The 21,015-nt window shown below is 54.2% G+C and carries 18 protein-coding genes; 6 read left to right on the top strand and 12 right to left on the bottom strand.

Annotated features, from left to right (window positions below; genetic code table 11):
• The first annotated feature begins 8 nt into the window (after window positions 1-8).
• Complete coding sequence (locus EI42_RS23365) at window positions 9-1,319, top strand: MFS transporter (protein WP_111325061.1); 1,311 nt, start codon at window positions 9-11, stop codon at window positions 1,317-1,319.
• Between the two features lie 38 nt (window positions 1,320-1,357).
• Here the strand turns inward: EI42_RS23365 and EI42_RS23360 are convergent, their stop codons facing one another.
• Both EI42_RS23360 and EI42_RS23355 read right to left on the bottom strand, forming a co-directional pair.
• Window positions 1,358-2,764 (bottom strand): MFS transporter, encoded by a 1,407-nt coding sequence (locus EI42_RS23360; RefSeq protein WP_246046463.1) that lies wholly within the window; start codon window positions 2,762-2,764, stop codon window positions 1,358-1,360.
• 157 nt (window positions 2,765-2,921) lie between these two features.
• Window positions 2,922-3,824 carry an AraC family transcriptional regulator gene (locus EI42_RS23355; RefSeq protein WP_111325060.1) on the bottom strand — a complete coding sequence of 301 codons (903 nt, stop codon included), beginning with the start codon at window positions 3,822-3,824 and terminating at the stop codon, window positions 2,922-2,924.
• Window positions 3,825-4,033: 209 nt separating this feature from the next.
• Here EI42_RS23355 and melA point away from each other — a divergent pair, with 209 nt between their 5' ends.
• Window positions 4,034-5,554: an alpha-glucosidase/alpha-galactosidase gene (gene melA, locus EI42_RS23345; RefSeq protein ID WP_111325058.1), complete on the top strand. Its 1,521-nt coding sequence runs from the start codon at window positions 4,034-4,036 to the stop codon at window positions 5,552-5,554.
• Between the two features lie 409 nt (window positions 5,555-5,963).
• A complete protein-coding gene (locus EI42_RS23340; RefSeq protein WP_211326324.1) occupies window positions 5,964-6,680 on the top strand; it encodes an alpha/beta hydrolase in 717 nt (238 codons plus the stop codon).
• A 53-nt stretch (window positions 6,681-6,733) separates the two neighbouring features.
• On the opposite strand, the gene EI42_RS23335 is transcribed toward EI42_RS23340, so the two are convergent.
• Both EI42_RS23335 and EI42_RS23330 read right to left on the bottom strand, forming a co-directional pair.
• Window positions 6,734-7,129 (bottom strand): VOC family protein, encoded by a 396-nt coding sequence (locus EI42_RS23335; protein ID WP_111325056.1) that lies wholly within the window; start codon window positions 7,127-7,129, stop codon window positions 6,734-6,736.
• Window positions 7,130-7,469: 340 nt separating this feature from the next.
• Window positions 7,470-8,744 (bottom strand): MerR family transcriptional regulator, encoded by a 1,275-nt coding sequence (locus EI42_RS23330; RefSeq protein WP_111325055.1) that lies wholly within the window; start codon window positions 8,742-8,744, stop codon window positions 7,470-7,472.
• Between the two features lie 516 nt (window positions 8,745-9,260).
• Between EI42_RS23330 and EI42_RS23325 the strand changes: the two genes are divergently transcribed.
• Both EI42_RS23325 and EI42_RS23320 read left to right on the top strand, forming a co-directional pair.
• Entirely contained in the window at window positions 9,261-9,944 is a 684-nt protein-coding gene (locus EI42_RS23325) for a TMEM175 family protein (RefSeq protein ID WP_111325054.1), read from the top strand.
• A gap of 323 nt (window positions 9,945-10,267) precedes the next feature.
• Window positions 10,268-10,816 (top strand): hypothetical protein, encoded by a 549-nt coding sequence (locus tag EI42_RS23320; RefSeq protein WP_111325053.1) that lies wholly within the window; start codon window positions 10,268-10,270, stop codon window positions 10,814-10,816.
• Window positions 10,817-10,971: 155 nt separating this feature from the next.
• Here EI42_RS23320 and EI42_RS33445 read toward each other — a convergent pair whose 3' ends face one another.
• The 8 genes from EI42_RS33445 to EI42_RS23280 form a co-directional block, all read right to left on the bottom strand.
• Window positions 10,972-11,262 (bottom strand): hypothetical protein, encoded by a 291-nt coding sequence (locus tag EI42_RS33445; RefSeq protein WP_211326323.1) that lies wholly within the window; start codon window positions 11,260-11,262, stop codon window positions 10,972-10,974.
• Between the two features lie 355 nt (window positions 11,263-11,617).
• Window positions 11,618-12,454 (bottom strand): hypothetical protein, encoded by an 837-nt coding sequence (locus EI42_RS23310; protein ID WP_111325051.1) that lies wholly within the window; start codon window positions 12,452-12,454, stop codon window positions 11,618-11,620.
• Between the two features lie 11 nt (window positions 12,455-12,465).
• Window positions 12,466-14,811, bottom strand: a complete 2,346-nt coding sequence (locus tag EI42_RS23305) for an ABC transporter permease/M1 family aminopeptidase (RefSeq protein WP_111325050.1) — start codon at window positions 14,809-14,811, stop codon at window positions 12,466-12,468.
• Entirely contained in the window at window positions 14,795-15,805 is a 1,011-nt protein-coding gene (locus tag EI42_RS23300; RefSeq protein ID WP_111325049.1) for an ATP-binding cassette domain-containing protein, read from the bottom strand. The genes EI42_RS23305 and EI42_RS23300 overlap by 17 nt, the downstream gene beginning before the upstream one ends.
• Before the next feature lie 200 nt (window positions 15,806-16,005).
• Complete coding sequence (locus EI42_RS23295) at window positions 16,006-16,491, bottom strand: DUF2690 domain-containing protein (RefSeq protein WP_170142851.1); 486 nt, start codon at window positions 16,489-16,491, stop codon at window positions 16,006-16,008.
• A 293-nt stretch (window positions 16,492-16,784) separates the two neighbouring features.
• Window positions 16,785-17,003 carry a sugar phosphate isomerase/epimerase family protein gene (locus tag EI42_RS32060; protein ID WP_137686307.1) on the bottom strand — a complete coding sequence of 73 codons (219 nt, stop codon included), beginning with the start codon at window positions 17,001-17,003 and terminating at the stop codon, window positions 16,785-16,787.
• A 63-nt stretch (window positions 17,004-17,066) separates the two neighbouring features.
• Window positions 17,067-17,579, bottom strand: coding sequence for a sugar phosphate isomerase/epimerase family protein (locus EI42_RS23285; protein ID WP_137686306.1), 513 nt, complete (start codon window positions 17,577-17,579; stop codon window positions 17,067-17,069).
• A 215-nt stretch (window positions 17,580-17,794) separates the two neighbouring features.
• The gene (locus EI42_RS23280) at window positions 17,795-20,311 is read right to left on the bottom strand and encodes an APC family permease (protein WP_246046461.1); all 2,517 of its coding nucleotides are present in this window, start codon (window positions 20,309-20,311) and stop codon (window positions 17,795-17,797) included.
• A gap of 228 nt (window positions 20,312-20,539) precedes the next feature.
• Here EI42_RS23280 and EI42_RS23275 point away from each other — a divergent pair, with 228 nt between their 5' ends.
• Window positions 20,540-21,010, top strand: coding sequence for a P-loop NTPase family protein (locus EI42_RS23275; protein WP_111325045.1), 471 nt, complete (start codon window positions 20,540-20,542; stop codon window positions 21,008-21,010).
• Window positions 21,011-21,015 lie beyond the last annotated feature (5 nt).

Raw genomic sequence — 21,015 nt, 5'->3', positions numbered from 1 at the left:
GAGGGTCAATGATATTCTGGAATATCCCCGCTTTTCTCCGTACCATACAATCGCAGCGTCATATGTTCCCTGTGATCTGTGCCTGCTCACTTGGCACCGCCCTTGTATGGTATGACTTCTTCCTGTATGCCTTTTTCTCAGCAACTATCTTTCCGCGTCTCTTCTTCCCGACGCTGGACCCCTATTCAGCAATCATTGCCGCCTTTACCACAAACTTTGTGGGCTTCGTCGCTCGCCCGATCGGAGGCGCCTTCTTCAGCATCTTTGGCGATCGGATCGGGCGCAAGTCGACGCTGGTTATGACGCTCCTGCTGATTGGCTTCTCCTCAATGCTGATCGGCGTACTACCTGATTATCAGCGCATCGGCCTGCTGGCTCCCATCGGTCTGGGATTGCTCCGCTTTTTGCAGGGAATTGGCCTGGGAGGCGAGTGGAGCGGGTCGGTTCTCCTCTCGCTGGAACACGGCGACGAGAAACACCGCGCGTTCTGGGGAAGCTGGGCACAGGTTGGTGTTCCGATCGGGCTGTTGCTCTCGACCATCTCCGCCATCGTTTTTCGGCATCTCTACCCCGACGAGGCATTCACAGCGATCGGGTGGCGCGTGCCCTTTCTGCTCAGCACTATCCTGCTGACCATCGGGCTCTACATCCGCCTGCGCATCCCGGAGACGCCGCCCTTCGTCCAGCTCCTGGCCAGCAAGCAGATTGCCTCATCACCGCTGCTGGAGGTCATTCGGCGCTACTGGCGGCCCATTCTCCTCTGCACCCTGCTGCGCTCAGGCGAAAACGCGCCGTTCTACATCTTCACCACCTTTACCTTTACCTATCTCGGGCAAACATCATCGCTCTCACCCGAACAGATCTATTTCTTTCTTGCCATCGCCTCCCTGGTCGCCCTGATTACAATTCCGCTCTTCGCGCTGCTCTCGGACCACGTCGGGCGCAGGCGCTGGTACGCGCTCGGCTCGCTGCTGATGGGCGTCTTCGCGTTTCCGTATTTTCTCCTGCTGCAAAGCCTCAACCCCTGGCTGATCGTCACTGCATTCGTGCTCTCGCTGGGCCTCTGCATTGCCTGGCTCTATGGACCCCAGGCCGCCCTGATCGTCTCCTGCTTCGAGACACGCCTTCGCTACAGTGGCGCCACTCTGGGCTATCAACTGGCCTCGTTAACCGCCGGCGGCCCGACCCCGATTCTGGCAACCTCGCTGATCGCCGGTTCGCAGTCTACCGATTCCACCTTTTTCACCTCTATCGCGCTCTTTATTGTTATCATGTCCATTCTCTCGTTTCTGTCGGCGTTGCTGCTCCGGCAGGCATAGTATGGGGGACGCTCTGTTATGGCGTCCCCGCTACCGGCTCAGGCCTCGTGTGGCTCTAAACGCGAGACTGGCGCTTCTTCGATTGTATAGGCTTGCGTATCGGAGATATCGGCCTTGCTCAGCTCCTTGAGACCCCATGTCGAGACGAACGAGATCAGACTGAGCACAATCATATAGATCGCCACGGCCTGCCACGAGCCGGCCCCGATCGCAATAGTCACATGCTTAAGTCCAAGCGCTCCAAGACTTGTTTTCCCGTTCAGCAGCAGCAGCGCGATGATAGGAGCCAGACCACCGGCAAAGGGTGCCGCCAACTGATAGCCCAACGATGCGCCGCTATAGCGCGAGCGGGTGCCGAAACGCTCCGCGATCAGCGCTGCCTGCGGGCCATACACCCACGAATGGAAGATAAACAACGAGAGCACGATGGCCAGTATAATGAGGAATGAGTTCCTGCTATTCATCAGCAAGAAATAGGGAAAGGCAAAGAGTGCCATCAGCACACAACCAAGCAGATACCAGAGACGACGCCCGTAGCGATCAGAGAGATAGCCGAAAAGGGGTATAGTGAAGAGCTCCAGCACCGCCCCAAGCGTGATCCCGTTCAAGACAACGCTATTGTCCACTTTCAGAGTGGCGGTTCCATAGGTGATGACGAAGACGCTGAAGAGGTAGAATGGCGCCTGCTCAACAAAGCGAGCACCCGCACTCAGTAATACTTCAGGCGTGCTATAGCGAAAGACATCCAGCAGGGGCGCCTTTGCCTCACGCTTCTGCTCCTTCACCTGCTCAAACAGCGGCGTCTCCATCACTTTGAAGCGAATATAGAGACCAACCAGCACTAAAAGGGCACTGACCAGGAAGGGAATGCGCCAGCCCCAGATCAGGAATTGTGGCCCTGTCATCGCGCTCACAATGTTCACCACAAACGTTGAGACGACCAGCCCGATCGGTGCCCCCATCTGCGGCCAGCTCGCCCAGAAGCCGCGCCGCTCCTTATGCCCATATTCAAGCGCCAGCAGGACGGCGCCGCCCCACTCGCCGCCAACGCCAAGCCCCTGCCCGAGCCGAAAGAGTGTTAACAACAGCGGAGCAACTATCCCGATCGCATCATAGCCCGGCAAAAACCCGATGACCAGCGTCGAGATCCCCATCAGCAAGAGGGTTGCTACCAGCGTCGATTTTCGCCCGATTCGATCACCCAGGTGCCCGAATACCGCTCCGCCAAAGGGTCGCGCCACAAAGCCGACAAGGAACGTGACCAGCGCCAGCAGGGTTCCTACCAGTGGATCCGATTCCGGGAAGAAGAGCTTCGGAAAGACAAGGGTGGCCATTGTTCCATAGAGGAAAAAATCATACCACTCAATCGCGGTTCCCAGGGTGCTTGAGAGCACAACCGTCATCATCTGACGTTGCATCGTTTTGTCTTGTTGCGTCTTTGCCATAGATCCTCCGTGCTGACCGTACAGCGTCAGCCGCTTCAACAGATGATTCATCTCTAGCAAGTATAAAAAGGAAGGTGTAAATATTGCGTAAACAGGGAAATGGAGGATATAAACAAATACGTAAACAGGAGGAGACAGAAAGGGGTAGTCTCGTCGCTTATGGGCGACTCCCGGGACGCGAAAACGGGCGCATCTGTCGTCGGAACTCTCCGGGGCTGAGATACATATGGCGCCGAAAGACCTTACAGAAATGATTGGCGTTGGCAAATCCCGTCTCGCGGGCGATCACTTCCAGCGTGAGATCACTCTGCAAGAGCCGTTGCGTGGCCTCTTCCAGGCGCACCTGCATCACAAACTGAGCTGGCGATAGCCCGGTGTTCCGCTTGAAATAGTGGCTGAAATGACTGCGACTCATGCCATATCTTCGCGCAAGCTGTTCCACCTCGATTGGCTTCCAGAGCGTTTGCAAAACGTACGAACGGACATTCTGCAAGAGCTGCTCCCGCACATCGGGCGCATAGCTCAGCGAATGGGCCAGCCGCTCATACTCGATCAGGAAATGAAACAGAGCCAGCTCTTCCGCGAAGACGTCATGAAAGGTGCCATCGTAGATCCCCTCAAGCAACTGAACAACCCGCGCCAGCACCATACTCGAAGGATCCAGTTGCATGATGGGGCCAACGCTCGCGATGCGCTGCATCAGGCGCTGCACAACATAGGGATGACGAATAATCAGCCAGCAAAAGACCCATTCGGGCGAGTCAGGAGGCAGATAATACCGGCTGTCCGAGGGAACAACCGCCAGAAAAACAGTCTGTGGGAGGATTCGGGTGACGGTCTGTCCTTCCGCATAGCAGCCCTGCCCGGCCAGCGTGTACTGAAACACCACAAATGGGTGAGCAGCATCGCCGCCGCGCTTCCTGCCATCCCAATCATAACAATCGCTCGCCGTGCGCTTCTCCAGCGCCACGCCATACACCTCCGCCCCATAGCGCGGGGTATACAAAGCGCCCTCCTGCGATGCCTGAAGCCGGCGCAAGCGCTGCAACAGTTGATCCATCAACCCGCTCCTTGACTGGTAGATGTCCGCTGTTCAAAACTATACCATACAAGCTTCTCTTTTACCATCAACCCGACGTTCTCAGCCATCACAAATAGACCATCCAGCGCAAAAAGAGACCATTGTGCAAACAGTGCACTGCTGACTATACTGAGAGAGAAAGGCTGAAACGAGAGCAAGAGCGTTCTTGAAGAGGAGGAAGTACTCGCATGAAAATCGCAGTTATCGGCGCTGGCTCGATCGGTTTTACCCGGAAGCTTCTCGGTGACATCCTGACCGTCCCCGAACTGGCAAACACGACCTTCGCGTTCACCGATATCTCACAGCGCAATCTGGATATGGTGACGCAGCTCTGTAAGCGCGATATCGAGGCCAATCAGGTGCCCGCCACGATTGAGGCGACCACCAACCGTCGACGCGCTCTGGAAGGGGCAGACTATATCCTCTGTGTGATTCGTCAGGGAGGGCTCGACGCTTTTCAGACAGATATCGATATCCCCCTGAAGTATGGTATTGATCAGTGTGTCGGCGATACCATTTGTGCGGGCGGGCTGATGTATGCGCAACGGACTATCCCCGTTTTGCTCGATATCTGTCGCGATATTCGGGAGGTCGCCAGTTCGCATGCACTCCTTCTCAATTATGCGAATCCAATGGCAATGAACACCTGGGCCTGTAACCAGTATGGCGGCGTTCGGACGATCGGTCTCTGTCACGGCGTTCAGCATGCACATGCCCAGATCGCCAGTTGCATCGAACACTGGGCGAAGAAAGAAGGCCTGCTTGCGGAACATGAACAGGTGAAGAGTCAGGATGTAGCGGTCATCGCGGCTGGCATCAATCATCAGACATGGTTCCTCAAGGCAGAGTGGCGCGGCATCGATATGATCCCTCGTATGCTTGAACTCTTTGAAGGACATCCCACATACCCGCAAACTGAGAAGGTGCGTATCGATGTCTTGCGGCGCTTTGGCTACTACAGCACCGAGTCGAACGGACACCTGAGCGAGTATCTCCCCTGGTACCGCAAACGCCCCGCCGAGATTCCGCAATGGATCGATCTCTCCGACTGGATTCATGGCGAGACGGGCGGCTATTTGCGGCATTGCAGCGAGCAACGCAACTGGTTTGAAACTGATTTCCCGCGCTGGCTTCAGGCTCCGCCAATGGAGTTCACCCCGGACCATCGCAGCTCAGAACACGGCTCTTACATTATTGAGGCCCTGGAAACGGGTCGCGTGTACCGAGGACACTTCAACGTGATCAATCAGGGGCACATCTCGAACCTGCCTGATGGCTGTGTTATCGAGATTCCCGGCTATGTTGACGGCACCGGGATCAATATGCCCGTTGTGGGGCGGCTCCCGCTGGCCTGTGCCGCGACCTGCTCCGCCAGCATTCGCGTGCAAGAAATGGGTATGGAGGCCGCTGTCCACGGTGACGTGACGTTGCTCAAGCAGGCCATGCTTCACGATCCGCTGGTTGCCGCCATCTGCAACCCTGAAGAGGTCTGGCAGATGACCGATGAGTTGCTTGTTGCTCAGGCACAATGGCTCCCTCAGTATCGCGGTGAGATCGCCGGGGCACAGCAGCGCCTTGAAGAAGCGGAACGCAAGGGAACCCGTGTCAGGCCGCGCTCCACGCATGGAGCAGCCCGACTCAAAGCGCGCACTATTGATGAGCTTCAACAGGGAATGCGTCCGGCTCTTGCCAGTGAAGAGCCCGTTTGAAGCGCGGTATATAATGCTTCACTTCTGTAGCATGCAAAGAGCCATACAGCAGACTCCGAGCGGGAAACCATAGCCTGCCAGCTCCCTGCATATGCGTGCAGGCAAGCGAATACAACACTCTCAAAGAACAGGAGAAAGCGAGGCGCCCCGGTGAAAGCAAGCAAGTGACCCGCTTCTCTGGAACAACGAGTCTCGCTTCAAGAAGCTTACAGGCGCGAGCGGGTTTTCTCCTGTTCCCTCTTTACAAGCGGGTTCGTACGCGATAGAGTTTTCAAACCAGGCTTTTAAGACGATCTTTCGACAACATATCCGACAAAGAAAGCGGGTTTAACCAATGCAGATATCCCTGACACAGAACGCTCTTTTTCCGCTCTGGGCGTCCCCTTCTTCTGAAATACCAGCACAGGATATGCCAACTCTTCAGGCATTTCTGCCATCGCCGGAGCGAGCAACCGGTGCCGTGGTGATCGTCTGTCCCGGCGGAGGCTATAGAATGCTTGCCGATCATGAAGGCGCTCCCGTCGCGCAATGGTTAGCTCAACATGGTCTGACAACCTTCGTCTTGCGCTATCGACATGCCCCCGCCTATCACCATCCGATTCCCCTGCAAGACGCTCAGCGAGCCGTTCGCTTCGTGCGCCATCACGCCCTTTCCTGGGGACTTGATCCCGAACGAATAGGGATGCTCGGCTTTTCGGCGGGAGGCCACCTGACCAGCATGGTCGCGACGCACCCCGAGCCCGGGCAACCGAAGGCCGCAGACCCGATCGAGCTCCAGTCCTCTCACCTGAACGCTCACGCCCTGATCTATCCGGTAATCAGCACCACCATGAATCCCGAGATCTTTGAAACGCTTCTGGGAAGGACGCCCGATGCGAAACAAATGGACCTCTTCAGCAGCGAGAACCATGTCACGGCACAGACATCACCGGCCTTCCTTGTCCATTCGACCGAGGACGGCTATATCCTCGTCGCGCACTCAGATCGCTATGCCGCGAGCCTGCAACGCGCAGGCGTGTCATACACCTACGTTCGCGATAACCTCGGCGGTCACGGCTTTGGCCTTCAGGAGAGCTGGGGCCCACAGTGCCTTCAGTGGTTCCGTGCCCTGGGATGGAGCCGCTAACAACAGCGCGGACCGCGTTTGCACAGACTTTTTGCCTCACGCGGTCCGGATCGCTATTTGTTTGCTGCTATGGGCTGATTGATCTCCCAGAGATTGCCTTCTGGATCGGCAAAGTGCGCTGTTCGCAGTCCCCACGGCTGATCGGTTGGAGGGCGGAAGAACGAAACCCCTTTTGCGGTCAATTCCTCATAGGCTGCATCCACATTCTTTACACTGGCAGCCAGCAGACCACGAGGAGCGCCATCAAGCCTTAACGCCGAAGCATCGGTATTGAGCAGATCAGCAGCGCCCTCCGCCGAGAGCAAGATCAGGCAGCCCGCATTGAGACGGAAGGTCGAAGATGTAGCATCTTCCTCCAGAAGCAGAAGTTCGAGTGTATCACGATAAAATGCTGTACTTCCTGCCAGATCACGTACAAATACCACCGTTGCAATAATATCTTCAAACATGGGTTTCTATCCTTTTTCCTCTTTTCGATCAATCCATAGTTCCACTGCATCTCTATTTGACAGTCTACCCGAGGAGGCGAGAAAACGCTTCTTCTATCCTGCTCTTTTTGGCTCACCAGCCGCCTTCTCCCGTGAAAGGGCAAACAAAAGCGCTTCCCTTCCCTGAGTGATAGCAACCGCTTTACCGGAAAAGGTGCCCGGGCAGACAAGCTCCCTCTGTGTCGCTCCTCGGACTCTATATATAAAGGAAGATATCCACCCCGATCAATAGAGCATCTCGCAAACAGACAGAGCCGTTTCACAGAAGTACCCGTCCGCTGGCTCCTCTTGCTACTCGAGCCTACTCGGCCTTCTCAATCACGCCTCGCAACAGAGACAGGTCAGCTCTGGTGATAAATAAGCCGGGCACCTTCTGCAAGGGAACAGGCACGACACTATACGCTTGCATATATCGCTCAAGCAGAAAACGCGGACAATCAAGCAGCGAGACAGCCGCCGAAACCGAAACCCATTCCTCACCATGCTCATCCAGCCAGAAGGCAACCGGCTTTTGTTGGGCCAGCGTGAGCAAATCAGCCAGACGGAGAAAAGAGGCTTTCCCCTGCCTCGGAAACCGATAGAACTGGAGAGAGGAGCGGAACGCGCTGGCAAGCACCCACGACGCTGTAACACCGAGCGACCATGCACAGGCCTCAATCGAGAGATAGTCACACCCCTCAAGACAGATCTTTCGCCCCGGAAGCCGCACGGCAAGCTCCGCACGCTGGATCAACTGCGCGCTCCCCCATCGCAAAGGAGCCGCTGGCAACACCCCCTGAATATCGACTCGAAGCGCATCTTCATAGGCGATATATCGCGATCCATCAATGCTATAGATAGTCATCGGCGTGGCAGCGATTCTTACTCTGATCCGTTGCACAGAGCGCTCGAAGAGCGTTGCCAGAAACGTGATTGCAATATACTTCTGCCCTGTCTCATCACAAACAAGCGCGGGACGAGTGGCCCGTTCTTCACGCTCGTGCAACTCCTTGATCGTTTCCAGATCACACTTTCTCATGTACAGCGTCGAGCCGGAGGAGCGCATATACAATGGCGCACCCGCCCGCTGGAGATAGGCATACACTTTCTTCCCACTTGTATCGAGCAGGGCTGCCGCTTTTGAGATCGGCAGAAACTCCTCTGAATTCTCAGGCAGAATGGACGTACGCCTCTGCAATCCTTCGATGTCCGCCAGACGCAGAAAGACTCCCCTGCATAGAGGGAATGTTGTTGTCTCAAAGCCATAGCGTTTCTGATAGCATCTCAGGAGAACAGGTGATATCCCTAACAGGCGCGCCGCAGCCTGTACAGAAATATATTCAATCTCATCCATCGTGACGCAGTCGCGTTGCTCTTCATGCCTGCGTAGTTGCGCGAAGTAGTCACACAGCCGCCTCGCATCCTCTTCGCGAAGATACAGCGACGAGAGTTTCGGGAATCTATGTGGCACCATGTGAAACGAGAAAAGCAATCTCCGAAGCGTCCTGTGGCGTATCTGAAGTAGATGAGCCAGCGCATTTAAAGTGATATAGTGTCGCTGCCCATCGGTGAAAGAGATAGGATCTGGTACACGCATCCTGACGAATCCTCCCCAACCTGATTCCTGCACGAATCACAACAAAAGCTGGTCCCGTAACCGAATAGCTCATCTATAGAGTTTGAGTAGCATCGCTTCCTTTTTTCTGCTCTTTCAGCTACAGGGCAAGCATAGCATGATCTCTTTCTTTCTGTCAACGTTTCTCTTTTTTCCAGTATTTTTCTCCTTTTCTTGTTCGAGCTACACGTCAACAGAGGAGGCAGGCCATTCCAGCGCTCGGCACCGCCAGTACATCCCGGCATCCATCCAGCACAAAATAGGACTCCACAGTCCTGATCATCGATCGCGCAGGACGCGAATGGATCGTGAACAGCCAAAAACGGCATATGAGCTCGTACATCTGCATATTCACCCTCTTTTTGCCTGAACTCATACTCAGCCTATGTTATAATGCGATGGAACAGATGCTGTTTGAACAGAAAGGCATGTGGCCCCTTTACCGCGTGCTCTCACACGAACAGAACAACCGCTAATTCGTATTCTCTGGAGTAGTACATGAAGTTAGAGAAACAACAGATGGCCGACCCCGAGAAGTGGTATAGCAAGGATCGCCTGGTTGCGCTCAGTGACGGCATTTTTGCCATCGCGATTACGCTGCTGGTGATTGATATCCGGCTTCCGGAAGGGCTCGACCCGCGCAACCATGCCCTGATCACCGAGAAGTTCTTTGAGCTCTTCCCCCAATTCCTCAGCTATATTGTGAGCTTCCTTGTGATCGCGAACTACTGGATGGCGCATCGGCGCCTGATGGCAAACGTCGAGCACATCAATGATAGACTAACAAAGGCGCATCTCATCCTGCTTTTCATTATCGCGCTCATCCCCGTCTCAACCAATTTCTTCGGCACGTATTATGGCGTTCCTATCCTGACTGTCTTCTATACACTCAACCTGGCCTTTTGTGGTATCGCCTCTGTATTCATCTTGTTCTATACGCGATTCCATCGCAACCTGGCGCCTGAAGATCCGACCATCTTGCGGCACATGGATCATCGCCTCCGCAGCGCATTGGTTCCGCCAGTCGTTTTTGTCGCTTCCCTGCTCTTCCTGTTCTTTCCTGATGGGGCCTACTATCTGCCCTTCTCGTGGATGCTGATACCAGTGTTTGCCTATCTCGTACATCTTCCCTGGACTCCACGAAAACCCCGACCTGCCACCAAACCGCAAGCAAAAAAATAGAGCGCATTCCGGAGCACAATCCCCTCCTGAACAGAACCGGGAGGGGTCTTTCTTTTCTGCGCGCATCCTGTCGCCGTTGTTTCCTGGTACAGGAGGAGCTTCCCGGGCTGCAAGCTTCCTTCTCTACACGCAAGCTGATTGCTAGCTCCTTTGCAACAATGTCCTGAGCGCAAAAGACAACATGTATGAGAAGCGAAAACGCAGATATATACAAAAACAAGGATTTTTTAGGGCTTGCAGCCAAAAGCCCTTGTGCTTTGTCGCTTCTTCCGTTATACTGCTGAGGTATTTCAATCTTTCCATCTAGAAAAGGCATATTGCCCATGAAAATCAAAAAGGTCACTATCCTCTTGTTTGCACTGCTCCTGTGTTGTCTTCTCGCCGCCTGTGGAGAGACTTCATCCCCAGCCCAATCTTCACCGACAGCACAGCCTACCACCGCAGCGCCAACCCCAACGCCCTCGCCGACACCGGCCAAACCGAAGACCGCCGACGAGATCCTGAAGGCGTTGAAAGCACAGGGTCTCAAGATCGGGGAAAGCTTCACCTATACCGAGGAAAACGACCCGAACAAGCTTCTTGGCAGGCCGGGCCAGTATACCAGCAAGGTGAACTTCAAAGATACCTCACTTGAAGCGACCACGAACAGCGGCGCTGAAATCAGCATCGATGAAGGCGGCTCTATTGAGGTATTTGAGAATGAGCAGACCGCGCAGAAGCGTTTCCAGTACTTGCAGGCTCTCTCTCAATCGGGGAGCGCACTGTTCGCTGAGTATGAATACATCCACGGATCGGTCATACTGCGCGTCTCCAAAGCGTTCACGCCGACGCAGGCAAAAGCCTATGATGAGGCGTTGAAGAAGGTCCTTTAAGCGCCAATCTGTCATACAGCAGGGCTATGAAGCGTGTTTTTTTGCATGGCTCATAGCCTGCCTCCACATCACTGACCACTTTCCCGGCCCCTGAGATTTTCTGCACAACAAGCGAGAATGCTGCATTTCACTCCGGCTTCACCTGTATTCTTCTCTCAAAAAGCGATCATCTCCAGCAGACGAGCATGTGAAACTGATACGTCATTCCACCCGTATGCGTATACAAGAGTAGCGTACAGCAAGCCCTTTTTAGATGAAAAAGAGGCATATTCCAGTTCATTCATTCTGAAATGGTCTTTTTTCCGGGCACGCATGTTTTCAGTACCGCCATTGGACACGGCTATCCAGACACAAGGCAGCTTCCGGCTCAGCATAGAACAACGAACATCCGGCCCCCTCGTAGCAGCAAAGGAGAAAATGGATGATACAAGCGCAACAGGTCCCATATTATGTAGGCTTTGGATTTCTGATTTTCTTTCTTGCTGGCCTGTTTTTGCAAGTCCGTTATGGAGAGGCAAACACAAAAGAGAACACCTTTCTCTGGACCTACAGCGCCGTCCCTTTGGTCGTGTTTCTCCTCTTTGTGCTCCGTGAGGCATATCTTCATATATCGTGGTCTATCGTGGCATCACTGCTCGCGGGCATCATGCTCGTTGTTTGTGGGGTCAATCTCCTGGCGTTTTCCAAGAGGAACAAAAGCTGATCGAGAAGATAGGGCCAGCTTCGCGGCTGGTCTATCCTCTCTCCGGTATACAAGTCCTCCTGTCGCTCATAGCGAACAGGAGCACCCACGGCTTCGTGTCAATCACCGGTATTGCGAATAAAGCGGGCCTCCTGTCGCACAAGGGGAAGCTGCAACCCGAGCAGCACCAGCGCCACCACCAGCAAAATCAACTTGCCAATCCACCAGTTATCAGGATTGAGCGCCTGATCATGATAGTACCAGCCAAACAGCAGGTAGAGCACCACATCATGCTTCTGTCCCCCACTTGTCATAAACTGGCAGGCAAGCAGGTTGATAAGCCAGAGGGCCACAGGAAGCAGGTATCCGGCAATACTGCTCACGGTCAGATGGACGGTACAGAGCCCGATCGCAATCAGCAGGAGCATCGAGGGGAACACTGTTCTCAGCATCTCCCACATGCTCGTCAGCACGGTGACATCCGCCGGCGGCTTGCGCAGCAGCGAATAGGCACCCCAGGAGGCAAGCAACATCAAGATCACCAGATAGAGCAGGACAATACAGAGGCGCCCGAACAGCACGACCAGCGAAGGACGCCGGAGCGCTAACTGCGCCAGCGTTCCCTGTTGCCATTCACGAGCCAACAGACCAAGCGTGAGAAAGAGCGATAGGGGTGGAAGAAACCGCTCAAGGTCATTGCGGAGTGCCACCACATAATCAGGGCCGGGGTCTTTTTCCTGAAACGCGGCTATTTGCTCGGCAGTTAATGGCGGACCATCAGCTTGCCGTTGCATATAGAGAGGGACATAGGTCAGGCGAGCAAGCGCCAACGAGCCCACGATCAGGAGCAAGGGGACCAGCCAGCTCCATCCTACAGACCAGCGCAATTCATACCATAGCGTCTTCGCTCTGAAGAGGCGCCCGGGCGTCAGCGGTGAGACAGGTGTATGAAGCATTGCAAGCACTCCTATTCGTTACGCACGCATTGCAGCGGGTCCGTACTCTCCTTACTTGCTGATCTCCCCGAACAAATGTAGGGACCAGCTTCACGCGTAATATCCCGCCCGATGTACTGTCCAAGCTGCTGAAGGAAATCGAGCGTTTTTTTCTCCCCTGGCTGCTGCCCATACTGCTGAAGAAACCGGGTCAGCTTCTCATGTCCGATCTCCTGCTGTACACGATAGAGATAGAGGGCACTCGAATCACACATCTCTATGCCCAGATCCTTCATCTCCTTCTGGAGCTTGTTTGTGAGGGCAGGATCTTTAAACTGGCCAGCACCCGGCAGGGTATTTTCATGAAAGCGCTGGCAGACATCCATTGCTTTTTGCAGGTAGCCATTGCCAAGCACTTGATCGGTTGTCACTGTCGCACTATATCCCGAAAGCATAGTATTTATTCTCGAATTTCCTGTAAGCATAAAAGTAGGTTCTGGATTCTGAAGACTTTCATCGCCTCTTGTTGCAGTATACTGCATTTCTGGCATTATTCTATTCCACCACCACTTTACAGCAATAGAGTCTCCTGCTTTTCGATAGACAAAAGAAGCAGTCAGCGGGCCAGGCACAAAAAGCACTCTTGACTCTGGAACGAAGGCCAATCCCTGACCGATCAATGGAGTTTCCAGGAACGGCACAACAACGACATCCCAATGCTGCTCTTTCTGCTTGTCGGGCGCTAACCAACGATCGAGCGCGGTCAGTTGCCGCACATACGCCTTATAGATCTGCTCCGACTGCATCTGCATAAAGGAAGCACGATAGAAGAGCGTCGCCTGATCAAACGAGCGTTGCTGAGCGTCAGCCAGGGCCGCAATGGCAGCATCGGGAAAACGCATGCGTGTCTGCTGCACCACTTCAAGCCACTGTCCATCCGCCGAGCGCCGCACTGTCCCCAGGGAGCTCAACACCTGATAGGAGGCCGGAAAGCGAACATGCAGCGTATCAAGTGGCAAGCGGAATGCCTGCTGTACGGCCTCTTGCGTCCAGAGCAGCGGATACCAGTTTGAGCCAGCGCCTTCCAGAAACGCAAGCCCCTGCCCGATATAGCTCATAAAGGGAAGAGGGTTCACAGAATCTGCCTGCTTGCCGCCTCCTGTCATCCCATATACATTGCGTCCAAAAACCAGCGAACCACGATAGTGCACAGTCAGGGTAATCGGCTCTCCTTTGGCAGCAGGCGTATGGGCAAGCTCAACCTGCGTCCAGCCGGCAGAAGAGTGAAATGGGAGTGAAGCTGATCCCTGTGTGAGCTGTTGAATCGTCAAACCTCGATTCAAAGCGAATGGAAACGAGGTCAGACCGCCCCGTTCTGGCGTCACCGTAAACGTGCTGGTGCCATCGATGGTCCCGGCCTTCGGGTCAATCGTTGCCGAGACATGAAACTGAGATACACGCGCGGCAACCGGCTCAACAGGATTCTTCCCCAAACTTCGATATGAGGCACTCGTTTGCTGTATATTCAGCAAGCCTGGCACCAGGAGCGCCACACACAGCACCAGGAGCACCAACGGCATCAGACGATCACCGAGCCGCGCCATTGCCTGTGGCTCACGCAAGGGGAAGCACAGCACCGCTAACGCCAGCGCCGCCAGCGCCAACCCGGCCATCACGCCAGTTTGTGCCCAGAGCAGTGCCCCATCTGGCCCTGTGCCGATGCTTCCCGAATAATAAAGCGTGGTAGCGGTCAGGTTCAGCGGGTCGAGCATCGAATGCACAGAGAAGAGAAAGTGATAGATGACCAGAGCAGAGGTAAGCACAACGCCAAGCAGCGGGAAGGGCGCAAGGCAGATACCAAAAAGCGCAACTCCGACAACCAGAGGAATACGGACAGCATAGATTGCGGCCAGCAGCAACCAGGGATCAAGCGAGACAACCGTTTTCAGGACCACGCAAAACATCATCCAGCCAACAAGCAGCGCCAACCAGCCAATCAGACAGGACAACAGGGAGATTGCCAGCCACTTACCTACCACATAGCTTGTTGTTGAGAGCGGACGCGTCCAGAGCAGTGCGGTAATCTTGCGTTGTCGATCACGCCGAAAGAGCAGTAAGCAGAGAAACGGAAGCAGAAACAGCAGAATACCGAGGGCGCCTGTTCCCTGCCGGACCGTTTCTTGATAGTATTCCATATCAGGGTTATGGCTCATATTCCAGTTTATCACGCCCATATAGAGGCAGATGATCAGGGCGCAGAGCCAGCTTGCCACAGAACTCAATTGTAGCCGAATCTCATACCGACAGACAGAGAGAAGATTTCTGGCGTGAAGCAGCGGACCACGCACGCGATGTGCGCGCTCAGCCTTCAGAGACATGCTGTTCTTCATACAACGTCGTCGCTCCTATCAATAAGAAGTAGCCATCCTCAAGGGTGGGTTCAGCGGGTATCGCAAAGGGCGAAGGGCGCGGACCCTCCACACGAGCAATCACCTCATTCGGTGCGGCACTCCCATCGGTAATCGGCGTGAGCGAAGCCACCAGAAGCTGACCGCTCCGCCGCAGCGCATTCACCTGTTCCAGTGTGGTACGCCAGAGCCAGCACCTTCCTCGGGCCAGTTGTGCCAGCTCACTCACCGAGCCCTGAAAGAGAAGCTGTCCCTTTTCCAGCACCGCCAGCCGTCCCGCAACCGTTGCCACATCGCCCACGATATGCGTTGAGAGCAGAATAGTCTGTCCGCCCTGTGCGCCAAGCGTGCCAAGCAGCATCCGAAAGCGCTGCTGCTCCACCGGATCAAGGCCCGTCGTTGGCTCATCCACAATGATGACCGGTGGCTTGCCCAGGAGAGCCACAGCCAGCCCGAGACGGCGGCGCATGCCTCCACTGAGCGACCCCACACGCGAACGGGCGCGATCCCGCAGATTGACCGCTTCAAGCGCCTCGTCAACATGCGTCGAGATCCGGGTCAGTCCTTGCAGCTCTGCCATGTAACGAAGCGTCTCGCGCACCGTCAGTTGCGGATAGAAGCCCTGTTCCTGGGGCAGAAAGCCAAGCAGCGAGCGAATCTGCCAGCGCTGACGACGGCTCTCATATGGACCAATCGTGATGGTACCAGAGGTGGGTTCTAGCAGAGTTGCCAGCATGTTGAGCAGAGTCGTTTTGCCTGCTCCATTACGACCGAGCAACCCGAAGACTCCCGGCTCAATCGTCAGTGAGACATCCTTGAGCGCCCATTTCTTCCCATACTTCCGGGAGACTTTCGTCAGCGTAATAGGAAACTGGTTGGAAGGGGAGGGAGCCGCAACCGAGAAGGAAGCCATCGGCGGATGAAATCCTTGAGCAGGGGGAGGCTGAAAAAGATTCCCGTTCAATAGCGTATCTCCTTTCAAGCAAATGTATTTTCCCTTATTGTAGCAGATATGTCTCTTGCAGATAGCAGCTTAGGAGAATATTATGCCCTTTTTCTTATTCAAAGGAGAGAGTGAGAAGAATGATTCTTCTCACCCTCTTGTCGTTCCAGAGCATTTCTCTCTTGTCACACGGAAAAATTCTCCCGAGCAGGAGAGAGGTCCTAGACCCAGTCAGTACACCAATCTCCATCAGCTAAGGAGACACAGGCTCTCGCTGCAAGTGTATCGGTATAGAGCTGGTCACTCCAGGAACCACCCGTAGTCCCCCAACTACTATATACATTTGAGCGAGTCACAGAGCCATTCGCATTTCTTCGCTCAACCCACAGACTCCACCCCAGGATATAGAGGCTATTTGTGAAGCGCGCCCAGTTTGTTTTACAGTTCCGGCTAAATCGCAGCGAAATCGTCTTTCCACCACCATACTTCTCTGTCACTGTATAGGCATTACTGCCGCAAGCAGCACCATCGAGCCCCTGGACGCTATTCGGATCGGTGTTATCACAGGTACTCGCATTGTAACAAGCTGGCAGGTGAGGACGAAGCGATGCCGCATGGGCCCCCGGCACAGAGGAAAAGGTCAACGTAAGTGCCAGAAAAGCAACCAACAAAGCCACCAGCAGCGGGCGGATATGCTTTTGAAACATAAAAATAACCTCCCTGTTTTCTGCGCAAAAAACACAAAATAGAGTCCTGGATACATCCATGCTTGAAAGTAATTTTGCTAGCATTAGTAAGTATAAACATAAATATTACAAAAGTCAATATAACTTGTTTTAAATGCAAAATAGTAAATTAAAAACTATAAAAAATGAATAACACATTATTTTGAAACAACACAAAACCAAAGAGGACAAGAAAAAGAGGATTGAGGTATATATTCATGCCACAATCCTACCTATTACGAGGAGAAGAAAGAAAAGCATCCAGGCAGAGGTCATTAATCCCTCAGCAAGCTCCTTATATAGTGGAGACTGTGTTGAAGCCGCGCAACTTCAACCTCGTTCCGCTGATCGATGGCTCGTGCTTCCAGGCTCAAAGCGCCATCAAATCCGGCCTCGCGCAATTGCTGCACAAAGCGCCGAAAATCAATCTGTCCCTCCCCTGGATGGAGATACTGCCGCACCTTCAGATGACAGGCATAATCTTTCAGATGCACATGGCATACCAACTTTGTCCGCCAGAGCTATGAGGCGCTAAAAACAGCATCGAGCTGACGATGTCACGCCAGAAACTCCGTAGCCAGAGCAGCGCGAGGATCGTGGTCAACCACGCGCTTGACATTGGTCAGTGGGTCCGCATAGGTGCAGGGAATCGTCTCGATAGCCAGCACAAGCCCATACTGCTCAGCAAGATCGAGACAACGCGGAAGGAGCCGCAAATTCAGCTCTAACTGTCTATCGGAAAACGGCATTCCCCATAAATGGAGTACCACTGTACGTACACCAAGCAACTGCGCGAAGAGGCAATTCTGCTCAAAGCGCTGCACTCCCATCTGGCCTGTATCACTGCATCCAAAACAGTCACCGATACTTTTTTCAGCGTGAAGCACCGGAAACACCAGCGCACTGGACCGCAGGAAACGAGCGACGCGCTGTATATCCTGATACCAGCGCGGATAGAAAATCACTTCCAGCCCATCTGCATCCAATGTGGGGCCATAGCGCACAATAGCTTCATGACTGAGCGGATCAGATGTACAGGTAAAAGCTCTCATTGAACATAATACTTGCATATGTCTCCCTATCACAAAAAGACAACAGAACAGAGAAACTCAGGAAAAAGAGGAAGAAAGCGGGACATCTACATGACAAGCATACACTCTTTTCTCACGCCTGGCAACCGGCCAGCTTCGCAGAGAGAAAGGCGTGTTTCCACGTTCGAGAAAAAAGGCAGCCTCGCCGATGTATCCGGTGAAGCTGCCAGAGAAGCGCTACGGAGAAGCCGTTTTCAATCTCGTGGCACAAAGCGAGGAATGGTTGTCACAACAATGCCAGGCCGCGTCTGGAGCGCCTTTTTGATCCGAAAAGCGGTCTGATTGTGCAACGGGTATTCCCACCAGTGCTCTACAACAAACTTTGGTAGAATCACAGTAAACGTATCTGTCGGATAGAGTTCACGCAACGTATCGACGTAGGCAAGCAGCGGATGCACCAGCGACCGATATGGGGACTCGATCACGACCAGCCGCGTTTCTTCCTCCTGCGAGAGGTAGCGTTGCAGTTGGAGCCAGCTATCTCGTATCTCCTCAATATCTTGCTCCTCAACCCCGACATGAACCGCTGTCACCGGTGAACAGATCGAGCGAGCATAGGCCAGACATTGCAGCGTGCTCCGGTCCAGTCCCGTGACAGGCACGATAAAACGGTGCGAAAACTGCTCCGGGCGTACTGGCTCACACTGCTGAGGTGGCATGATATCGGTGACCACAATGTCCGGGCTCGAATAGAGCGCTCCCTTCACTGCCAGGATATCCAGATGATGATGCAGCCGTTCTCGGAAAGAGAGAGCATCCGATTCGTGCAAGACGACCGTCAGCGTATCGTTGGGATACTGCGCTTGCAGTTGCTCCAGGTAGGCAAGCAAACAGCGTGAAAACGAATGGCAGGCTGGTTCAACCAGAGACAGGGGAACGCGCTCATCCTCGCTCAACGAGCTCTGCCACGTGTTCCAGCACTCAGATAAGGCGGCGGCTCGCTTCCTGTCAAACGCCACATGGACCGCCGTGACCTGCGGCGTGATCGAGCGAGCATATGACACACAGTATTGCGAGATCGCATCTAACGCCATCACAGGAACAATAAAGCGATGACTGAGCGTCTTAGGCCGAAGCGGAATCTCTGTGGTGCGTTCTCGCTGAACACGCAGGTAATGCTGACGAATGCTGAGAAACAGCCAGACAAACAGCGGAATACAGACGACGACGATCCAGGCCCCTGCCAGAAACTTCGTCACACTGATCACCAGCGCAACCAGCAGCGTCACGCTGGCCCCGAGACCATTCATCAGCATGTGATGCAGCCAGTGACGATCACTGTGACGCCGCACCCACCAGTGACGAACCATCCCGCTTTGCGAGAGCGTAAACGAGATAAAGACGCCGACCGCATAGAGGTTAATCAGGGACGTCGTATCGCCCTCAAACACCATTAAGAGCAGCGAGGCAACCGTTGCCAGAAACACGATGCCGGTCGAGAAGGCCAGACGATCACCACGAAAGGCAAACTGATGAGGTAAGAACAGGTCTCGCGCCAGCAGGGAAGCCAGCCGCGGGAAATCAGAGTAGCTGGTGTTGGCAGCCAGCGCCAGGATCAGCAGCGTCGCGATCTGGAAAATCGGGTAAAAAAAGAAGAGAGGGCCATTGAACACCCGCTGTGCAATTTGACCGATAACGGTCGGGTTGCCTGTCGGGCTGACTTCGATCCGATAAGCCATCGTGAGCGCTGTAATCCCGAGGAAAAGCCCGCCCAGAATGATCGCCATCCAGGTCAGCGTAATCGACGCGTTGCGCGTTTCGGGTTTCTTAAAGGCCGGGATACCGTTCGAGATCGCTTCTACGCCGGTCATTGCCGAACAACCAGCAGAGAAGGATTTCAGGATCAGAAAAAGCGATAGTGGTTCGACCGCCGCAACATACGGAAACGGCCCGATCAAGGGGCGCTGTTCAATTACAAAGGATTTGACCACGCCAACCACAATCATCAGCAACGCGCTCCCGATAAACAGGTAGGTCGGCGCGGCGAAGATGGAACCGGATTGGCGGATCCCACGCAGGTTAATGATCGTAATCAGGATAATCAGCGTCACATCGATACTGACGATATCAAAAGCCGATGACAGGATAGGAAACAGAGTCGCAAGCGAGAGCACTCCTGCCGAAACGCTCACCGCGACTGTCAGCACATAGTCAATCATCAACGAGGCCGCAGCGACAAGCCCGGGCACTGTGCCCAGATTCTCCCTCGCGACTATATACGAGCCTCCCCCTGAAGGATAGGCTGGAATTGTCTGGCGGTAGGAGAGCGCCACAACGCACAGCAGGCCGACGATAATACAACTGATCGGCAGCATCACCCATAGATGGCCCGAGCCCGCCGCGATCAAGGATGCCAGCATTGCTTCAGTCGCGTAGGCCACAGACGAGATCGCGTCGGAAGAGAGCACGGCAAGCGCCTTTACTTTCGTCAAACGCTCGGTTGCGGCCCGGGCTGTCGGGAGCGGCGGACCAATGAATATCCGCTTTAGCCATCCCCAGGCGCTATGCGGTTCCTCTGTTTCCTCGGTTGCTTCAAGCACTCCATAGTGCAACCGCCGAAACGCATGCTGATGAGGAAGCACGATCCGCACCCGCATATCCCCCGGACGGCTTCCCTGCCGCAACTCCGGGCGCATCAGCAGCGACGGATCTTCCTTATCAAAGAACATCTCTGGCTGGCTGTTCTTTTTCTCTCTATTCTGTTCAGTCATAGGACGTATCCTCTTTGCTTCTCCGTTCGTATTGGTGAAACGCCGCAGGCCAACAGAAGGTTACCAGAAGCGCTGGCAAGCCGCTTCATCCCCCGGGGCAACCGAACCCGGTTCCCCTCGGAAGGCAGCTCTCTCCGGAGAAGAGGTGATAGCCCTTTTTGTGCATTGCTTTGAATTTCTGCTGTGAGGATCGTATATGCCAGTAGAAGATGAAAAGGAGAACAGATTATGGTGCTTGACGACTGGAACGCAATTATCAAGCAAGCGGAGTCTCGGCGATTTATTGGAAGAGAAAAAGAGCTTGAGACATTTCGTTATCACATCAATGCATCCAATTACTTGATATTCTACATCTGTGGACAGGGCGGCGTCGGCAAGACAACGCTCATGAAGCGATATGGTGAGATGGCTCACGAGTTCGGCTTTCTGGCTGTGACCTCCGACGAGCAACAGAAAACGATTCCCGAGCTACTCGGCCATTTCGCTCACCAGCTTGCCGAGCACAATATCCATCTCAAGAAGTTTGAGAAGCGCTACAAAACCTATCAGCAGAAGCGAGAAGAGATTGAAAACGACCCGAGCGCTCCTCAAGGAATCATCGGGATGCTTGGGCGTGGAGCCGTGAAAGTCTCATTTACCCTCGGCGATGGCGTTCCTATGCTGCGCAAAGGGCTGGAATATCTACCACAGGAAAAATAGAGGAT

The sequence above is a fragment of the Thermosporothrix hazakensis genome (assembly GCF_003253565.1).
In the GTDB taxonomy this organism is placed as follows: Bacteria; Chloroflexota; Ktedonobacteria; order Ktedonobacterales; family Ktedonobacteraceae; genus Thermosporothrix; species Thermosporothrix hazakensis.
This window is presented reverse-complemented; position numbering and strand designations above follow the sequence as displayed.